At 45.9% G+C, this 6,906-nt stretch carries 8 protein-coding genes and 1 tRNA gene; 4 read left to right on the top strand and 5 right to left on the bottom strand.

From position 1 onward, the window contains the following. Positions 1-55: 55 nt before the first annotated feature. Genes nqrE through HUJ19_RS09820 form a run of 5 tightly spaced genes read right to left on the bottom strand, consistent with a single transcriptional unit; the run spans position 56 to position 4,615 of the window. Entirely contained in the window at positions 56-664 is a 609-nt protein-coding gene (nqrE, locus tag HUJ19_RS09840; RefSeq protein WP_290623923.1) for an NADH:ubiquinone reductase (Na(+)-transporting) subunit E, read from the bottom strand. Then, the gene (locus HUJ19_RS09835; protein ID WP_290623921.1) at positions 664-1,299 is read right to left on the bottom strand and encodes an NADH:ubiquinone reductase (Na(+)-transporting) subunit D; all 636 of its coding nucleotides are present in this window, start codon (positions 1,297-1,299) and stop codon (positions 664-666) included. Before HUJ19_RS09835 ends, nqrE begins: the two co-directional genes overlap by 1 nt. Position 1,300: 1 nt before the next feature. Beyond that, complete coding sequence (locus HUJ19_RS09830) at positions 1,301-2,062, bottom strand: Na(+)-translocating NADH-quinone reductase subunit C (protein WP_290623919.1); 762 nt, start codon at positions 2,060-2,062, stop codon at positions 1,301-1,303. Continuing rightward, positions 2,055-3,257 carry an NADH:ubiquinone reductase (Na(+)-transporting) subunit B gene (locus tag HUJ19_RS09825; RefSeq protein ID WP_290623917.1) on the bottom strand — a complete coding sequence of 401 codons (1,203 nt, stop codon included), beginning with the start codon at positions 3,255-3,257 and terminating at the stop codon, positions 2,055-2,057. The genes HUJ19_RS09830 and HUJ19_RS09825 overlap by 8 nt, the downstream gene beginning before the upstream one ends. 11 nt (positions 3,258-3,268) lie before the next feature. Continuing rightward, on the bottom strand, positions 3,269-4,615 hold the full coding sequence (locus HUJ19_RS09820; RefSeq protein ID WP_290623915.1) for a Na(+)-translocating NADH-quinone reductase subunit A: 1,347 nt from the start codon (positions 4,613-4,615) through the stop codon (positions 3,269-3,271). A 419-nt stretch (positions 4,616-5,034) separates the two neighbouring features. Here HUJ19_RS09820 and tpiA point away from each other — a divergent pair, with 419 nt between their 5' ends. The 4 genes from tpiA to HUJ19_RS09800 all read left to right on the top strand — a co-directional run. Next, entirely contained in the window at positions 5,035-5,787 is a 753-nt protein-coding gene (gene tpiA, locus HUJ19_RS09815) for a triose-phosphate isomerase (protein ID WP_290623913.1), read from the top strand. Positions 5,788-5,791: 4 nt separating this feature from the next. Then, the gene (gene secG / locus HUJ19_RS09810; RefSeq protein ID WP_290623911.1) at positions 5,792-6,253 is read left to right on the top strand and encodes a preprotein translocase subunit SecG; all 462 of its coding nucleotides are present in this window, start codon (positions 5,792-5,794) and stop codon (positions 6,251-6,253) included. A gap of 17 nt (positions 6,254-6,270) precedes the next feature. Then, positions 6,271-6,356: transfer RNA gene (locus HUJ19_RS09805), tRNA-Leu, on the top strand. A 311-nt stretch (positions 6,357-6,667) separates the two neighbouring features. Further along, positions 6,668-6,906, top strand: a 239-nt coding sequence (locus tag HUJ19_RS09800; protein ID WP_290623909.1) for an AbiEi antitoxin N-terminal domain-containing protein, incomplete at its 3' end; no start/stop codon positions are given.

Raw genomic sequence — 6,906 nt, 5'->3', positions numbered from 1 at the left:
GTAAACAGGGCAACGCCTAATACTATTTCACTCATTAGTTAACCTCTCTACTCGTTTACAGTTTGATGCCTGAAAAAGACATAAAGCCAAGGGCCATCAAGCCGACGGTGATAAAGGTAATACCTAATCCACGCAAACCATCTGGTACATCTGAATATTTCATCTTCTCGCGGATACCGGCCAGTGCCACAATCGCTAACGCCCAACCGAAACCAGAACCAAAGCCGTAAACTACTGACTCAGGGAAGTTGTAATCACGCTCAACCATGAACAATGAACCACCCAGAATCGCACAGTTCACAGTAATCAATGGCAAGAAGATACCTAGCGATTGATACAGTGCCGGGAAGAACTTATCTAAAGTCATTTCCAGAATCTGTACCAACGCAGCGATAACGCCGATGTAAACGATAAGACCAAGGAAGCTAAGATCCGCTTCGGGGAAGCCGGCCCACGCTAGCGCGCCTTCTTTCAACAAACCGTTAAGTAACAGGTTGTTGACTGGAACGGTAATGGTTTGCACGATAACAACCGCAATACCAAGACCGATAGCAGTTTGAACTTTCTTTGAAACTGCCAGGAAGGTACACATACCCAGCAAGAATGCCAGGGCGATGTTCTCAACGAAAACCGCTTTAGCAAATAGGGAGATATAATGTTCCATTATTCAGCATCCTCCACTTGATCGGTTTTCCAGGTACGCAATGCCCAGATCAGCAAACCAATAATAAAGAAAGAACTCGCTGGTAACATTAATAGACCATTGGTGTGGTACCAGCCACCGTCCGCAATGGTTGGGAAGATGGTGAAGTCTAATAGTTTACCTGAGCCGAATAGCTCACGAATAATACCAACGACGATCAGTAATACAGAGTAGCCAAGGCCATTACCTAAGCCATCAAGGAAACTCATGGCCGGACCATTTTTCATGGCGTAGGCTTCAGCACGACCCATTACGATACAGTTAGTAATAATCAAGCCAACGAATACCGAGAGCTGCTTAGATACTTCATAAGCGTAAGCTTTCAATACCTGGTCAACCAGAATTACCAAAGACGCGATAATCGTCATCTGTACGATAATACGGATGCTTGATGGAATCTGTTTACGAATCAAACTGATTAGCAAGTTAGAGAAAGCAACAACCGTGGTTAGTGCCAAACTCATAACAAGTGCAGTTTCAAGCTTACTGGTTACTGCCAGCGCAGAACAGATACCCAATACCTGGAGGGCGATTGGGTTGTTGTTGAAAATCGGCGAGAATAAAACCGATTTGGCTTCTTGTTTATCAAATGCCATTTTACAATTCCCCCGCTCTTACTTTTGCCAGGTAAGGACCGAACGCATCTTCGCTCAACCAGTAGCGCAATGAGTTTTCAACACCATTACTGGTCAAGGTTGCACCTGACAGGCCATCAACCTGGTTTTCGTTTTTGGCTTCGCCTTTAACGATTTGAATCACAGGCTTGCCTTGCTCATTAAGCACTTTCTTACCCGGCCAGATTGAACGCCATTTTGGGTTTTCAATTTCGCCACCAAGACCGGCAGTTTCCGCTTGATCGTAATATTTCAAACCAACAACGGTTGTGGTATCCGTATCAAGTGCCAGGAAGCCGTACATGGTTGACCAAAGACCATAGCCATGGAAAGGAAGAATAATGGTATCCAACTGGCCGTCCTTCTTGACCAGATAAACATTGGCCAATTTAGAACGAGTTCTGATACCAGCGATATCTTCTTCAATTTGCACATTCATGCTTGGGTCTTTTGCTGCTTTACGCTGCTCGAAACCCGCTGGTGCTTCTACATACTCACCAGTCGATAAATCAACGACGCGAGTTTCAACCTGCTTGAAGGTTTCTTCGATTTGCTTTTTGGTAGCTTGCGCCTGACCATCAATCAAGCCGGCTGCAATAAGGATGTTGAGTTTACGGTCAAGTTCCTTATTGGTTTCCTGTAAAGGCTTTAATTTAATTGCGGCAACAGAAACAACTACTGAACACACCAAGCTCAGAATGACTGCCACCACAATGGTTCTCATTGGACTTTCTTTCTTAGACATGACGACGAGCCCTCCGCTTGATGTTGCCTTGTACGACGAAGTGATCAATCAATGGTGCGAACAGGTTGGCGAATAGAATCGCGAGCATCATACCTTCTGGGAATGCAGGGTTAACTACACGAATCAGAATGACCATGACACCGATTAGAGCACCGAAGTACCACTTACCTTTGTTGGTTAATGACGCTGATACAGGGTCGGTTGCCATAAAGAACATACCGAAGGCGAAACCACCTGTAACCAGGTGCCAGTACCAAGGCATAGCAAACATTGGGTTTTCACTATCAATCGAATTAAGGATAAGTGACATACCAATCATGCCGAACAACACACCCAGAACGATGCGCCATGAAGCGATACGAGCATAGATGATGAACAAGCCACCGATGATAATCATCAGCGTCGATACTTCACCAATTGAGCCAGGAATACGGCCCATGAATGCATCCCACCAGCTCTGATTAATGCTGTAGTCAGTGATAGTACCGGCAGCAGCCGCCGCTAGCGGCGTTGCACTAGTGAAACCATCAACAGCAGCCCATACTTCAGCACCTGAAATTTCGCTAGGATAAGCGAAGAACAGGAAAGCACGGCCAGCCAATGCTGGGTTCATAAAGTTCTTACCAGTACCGCCGAAAATTTCTTTCGCAACCACGACACCGAAGGAGATACCGAGAGCGACTTGCCATAGCGGAATTTCAGCGGGCAGGATCAAAGCGAATAGAATCGAAGTGACGAAGAATCCTTCGTTGATCTCATGGCCGCGAACGCTGGCAAATAGAACTTCCCAGAAGCCACCGACGATAAAGGTAACGGCGTAAATTGGAATAAAGAAACAGGCGCCATAGAACATCAGGCCAAGCACACCAGTTTCAGGCGTGATAGCACCGCCGAAGAACTGGAAGAAATCAACCTGCCAGGTTTCAGGCAAGGTTAAACCTGAGGCCAGACCTAGCTGAGCTTGATAACCAACGTTCCACATGCCCCAGAACATGGCTGGGAAAGTAGCGAACCAGACCATGATCATGATGCGTTTCAGGTCGATATTGTCGCGAACGTGTGTGCCACCTTTAGCAACATGACCCGGCGTATAGAAAATGGTCGCCGCTGCTTCATACAAGGCATACCATTTTTCCCACTTGCCGCCTTTTTCAAAATGCGGCTCGATTTTTTCAATAAAGTTTTTTAAACCCATGGTAGCCTCTCTTATCCTTCTTTCTCAATCTTGGTCAGATTTTCGCGAAGAATGGAGCCATACTCATATTTGCCAGGGCAAACATAGGTACACAAGGCCAAATCTTCCTCGTCCAGCTCCAGACAACCTAACTCTTGCGCAAGAACCGTGTCGTTAGTCACGATGGCGCGTAATAGCTGAGTCGGCAGAATATCCAAAGGCATGACACGCTCATAATTGCCGATTGGCATGATCGAACGCTCAGAACCGCCCGTTGTCGTAGTCATGTTGAAACGCTTATTGCGGAACAGGTGACCAAAGAATGCACGAGTGACTGAGAACTTGTCAGAACCTGGCATGGCCCAACCAAAGAATTCTTTATCACGACCTTCACGAATTACTGTGACCTGATTGTGGTAACGGCCAAGATAGGCGCGAGCATCAAGAGCGTTAAAGCCACTTAATACTGACCCCGAAATGTGGCGGTTATCCGCATCATTTTCTTCGCCAGCCAAGAGTTCATCAATACAGGCACCGATACGAGTACGAACCAGGCGAGGATTGTTGACCATGGTACCGCCAAGAGCTATCACGCGGTCGGTATATAATTCACCGTCAATGAATAGTTTAGCCAGGGCGATCACATCCTGATAACCCATGTACCATACTGGGCGATCCATAGATGCTGGGTATAAGAAATGAATGTGAGTACCCACTAGGCCTGCAGGGTGCGGGCCAGAAAACTCTTCATACTTAACCTTGGCATTGCTGCTTTTGGTAAGTGATGAGTTAGGGCGAGTCGCCACAAAAACCTTGTCACCGGATAATTGAGCAAGAATATCCAAACCAAAGTTAAAGGCTTCATTCTGCTCGCTGATAATGACTTCAGGGTCAGCCGCAAGTGGATTGGTATCCATGGCTGAAACAAAAATGGCCTGAGTTCCACTATCGATTGCAGGAACTTTTGAATAGGGACGTTTGCGAAGTGCTGTCCACATGCCTGACTCAACCATTTGCTCAACAATCGCTTCGCGACTCAAGCCTGATAGCTGTTCAGGACTAAATTTATTAAAGCTGACCGCTTCTTCTTGCTCGGCAACTTCAACCACTACCGACAACAGCTTACGTTTATTACCACGGTTAATGGCCTTAATCGTACCAGCTGCTGGAGCAGTGTATTTTACTCCGGGGGTTTTCTTATCTTCGAAGATCAATTGGCCTTTCTTAACAACATCACCTTCCTGCACATGCATGGTCGGTTTCATGCCAACATAATCTTCGCCTAATATGGCGACGGTTTTTACCGTAGCACCAGCTGAGATCGTTTGCTCTGGTTGCCCTTCAATTGGCAGGTCCAGGCCTTTCTTAATCTTAATCATAGGTCGCTACTTTTATTACCTGATGGTTGTCACTTCACTATGGCCTCAGTCAAAACCTGCATATAACAAAAAAACCTGGTGTGTAGCGAGCTACAACCAGTCATATCTTGTTGTTATTACGGGTTTTCGGGTGCCATAGTTCCAAATTAAGGTCAAAATTTAGCCAATCGACCTTAAACGGCGCGTATTATACTTGGATCAATAGCTCAAAATCCATGCTTTTTCTGGGGAAATCGGCCCATAAAAGCCAAAAACTGCTGATCAGAGTCAACAGAGCTTGTTTTAATCTCGGCCCTCGGTTAATATTTGCGCCCTTTTGTTAAAAGGGGCGATTGCCGCTGGGCGTTTGCTGTCTAAAATGGCCAGTAAAACAGGTAATCGGTACAGGTTTTGAGCGGTATAAAAGAGGAGTCATCCAAGTGCGCACTAAGCTGATCGCAGGCAACTGGAAAATGCACGGCAGTAAGTCATTCATCGAGTCACTCATGAAAGGCATCACTGAGCAGTTGAATGCGGCAATGGAAAGCGACGTTTTGGTATGTCCTCCCACTATTTATATACCTCTGGTAAAGAACCTGATTGGCGATACAGCGATTGCTGTTGGTGCTCAGGATTTAAGTGAGCAGGAACAGGGCGCTTATACCGGCGAAATCAGCGGTGATATGCTGAAAGACAACGGTTGCCAATATGTTATTGTTGGCCACTCGGAGCGCCGCAGTTTATACGGCGAAACCGATATTTTGGTGGCGCACAAGACAGGTAAAGCCATCGAGCACGGTTTAACACCGATTCTTTGTGTTGGGGAAACCCTTGAACAAAGAGAAAATGGCACCACTATGCAAGTGGTAGAACAGCAGTTAGATGCTGTCATTGATACCCTCGGTATTGATGCATTTGCTAAGATAGTCATTGCCTACGAGCCAGTATGGGCTATCGGCACCGGCGTAACAGCATCGCCAGAGCAGGCTCAGGAAGTTCATTCAGCGATTCGTGCGCATTTGCGTGAAAAGAATGCTCAAGTCGCCGAATCAATTAAGATATTATATGGCGGCAGCATGAAAGCTGCGAACGCCGAAGAATTGTTGGCCCAGCCCGATATCGATGGTGGATTGATTGGCGGGGCTTCTTTAAAAGCAGACGAGTTTATCGCGATTTGCAACATAGCAGGATAATACGATGCAATTATTTTTAATGATCACTTTGTTAATTGTTGCCTTACTTCTAGTTGGCATTATTTTGATCCAACAGGGTAAGGGAGCAGAAATCGGCGCTTCTTTTGGCGCTGGCGCTTCTAACACCTTATTTGGTGCACCTGGTGCGGGTAACTTCCTAACCAAAAGTACCACAATCCTGGCAATCATCTTCTTCGCATTAGCATTGACCATTCATGCCATTGGCCAGGACGAAGCTGCCGAGTCTGGATTACTGGATGACCCAGAAGCCACTCAGGTAGAAGAAGTCACAGCCCAGCCTGCTGAAATCCCAGCAGAAGCACAGGACGAAATTCCTTCTGAGATTCCAACTGAAACTGAAGAAGAAATCAGCACCGAAATTCCAACTTCAGATGAAGAAACAATTTCTGAGACGATTCCAGAAGCAACTGAAGAAGAAACTAAAAAAGACGATCAAGATCAGTAACTGATCGTCTTCATATTGCTCAGGTGGTGGAATTGGTAGACACGCTATCTTGAGGGGGTAGTGGCCGTAGGCCGTGCGGGTTCAAGTCCCGCTCTGAGCACCAAATTCAAAAATACTCTTCTATTCTGTGTTTGAAAGCATAAAGTGAGCAAATGCTCAAGTTATGGTGGTATAAGTACCATTTAATGAGCTTAACCATTGTTCATGAAACCATAGTTTGTCACCTGTCTAAATAGAAAAGTATCGAACGCACACTTTTACATATAAAAGCTTTAGAGATTCCCAGTAGAATTCGTCTTATACCCACCGCCGCTAAACAACCTCCCTGCCAGTATCAGTTGACCACCTATACCATAATCTCCTGACTAGGCCACCGGGCTTGGAAAAGTTTAAATAAGTGCTACTATCAGTACTATGAGTACCTTAAATGATTCTAAACTAAACCGCCTTCTCCGTTGTCAGCCTGAAGATGCTGTTTTGACATCCTCTTGGCTTGCTAAGGAGGGGTATAGTTACGACTTGCAAAAGCGCTATAGAAAAAGCAAATGGTTTGACTCTATAGGCACTGGCGCACTAGTGCGCCACGGTAAGCAAGTAGACTATCTTGCAGGTGTATATGCTTTGCAATCACAGCTTGGCCTGTCTGTTCACCC

The organism is Kangiella sp., assembly GCF_014762745.1.
In the GTDB taxonomy this organism is placed as follows: domain Bacteria; phylum Pseudomonadota; class Gammaproteobacteria; order Enterobacterales; family Kangiellaceae; genus Kangiella.
Note: the sequence above shows the minus strand (reverse complement) of the source record. Positions and strands in the feature narration are given on the sequence as shown.

Bases quoted from the DNA above. Each gene is read 5' to 3' on its own strand.
- nqrE (WP_290623923.1), bottom strand. From the start codon at position 664: ATGGAACATTATATCTCCCTATTTGCTAAAGCGGTTTTCGTTGAGAAC.
- HUJ19_RS09835 (WP_290623921.1), bottom strand. From the start codon at position 1,299: ATGGCATTTGATAAACAAGAAGCCAAATCGGTTTTATTCTCGCCGATT.
- HUJ19_RS09830 (WP_290623919.1), bottom strand. From the start codon at position 2,062: ATGTCTAAGAAAGAAAGTCCAATGAGAACCATTGTGGTGGCAGTCATT.
- HUJ19_RS09825 (WP_290623917.1), bottom strand. From the start codon at position 3,257: ATGGGTTTAAAAAACTTTATTGAAAAAATCGAGCCGCATTTTGAAAAA.
- HUJ19_RS09820 (WP_290623915.1), bottom strand. From the start codon at position 4,615: ATGATTAAGATTAAGAAAGGCCTGGACCTGCCAATTGAAGGGCAACCA.
- secG (WP_290623911.1), top strand. From the start codon at position 5,792: ATGCAATTATTTTTAATGATCACTTTGTTAATTGTTGCCTTACTTCTA.